The following is a 202-nucleotide window of genomic DNA, read 5'->3' on the forward strand; positions in this document are numbered from 1 at the left end:
GACCTTCTGCTGGTTGCCGCCCGAGAGGGTGCGCACGTGCTGGTCGATGGAGGCCATCCGTACGCCGAGCCGCTCCGCGATGCCGGTGGCCGCGCGCCGCTGCCCGGAGACGTCCACGAGGCCGCCCCGGGTGGCGCCGCGCAGGGTGACCAGGCCCAGGTTCTCCTGTACGGAGGCGTCCAGGAGCAGGCCCTGGCCCTTG

Annotated in this window: 1 pseudogene; it reads right to left on the reverse strand. The window is 74.3% G+C overall.

What is annotated here, in order from left to right:
* A pseudogene (locus tag J0695_RS42660) lies at positions 1-202 on the reverse strand (sugar ABC transporter ATP-binding protein); the annotation flags it as partial.

The sequence above is a fragment of the Streptomyces beijiangensis genome (genome assembly GCF_017315755.1).
Lineage (GTDB): Bacteria > Actinomycetota > Actinomycetes > Streptomycetales > Streptomycetaceae > Streptomyces > Streptomyces beijiangensis.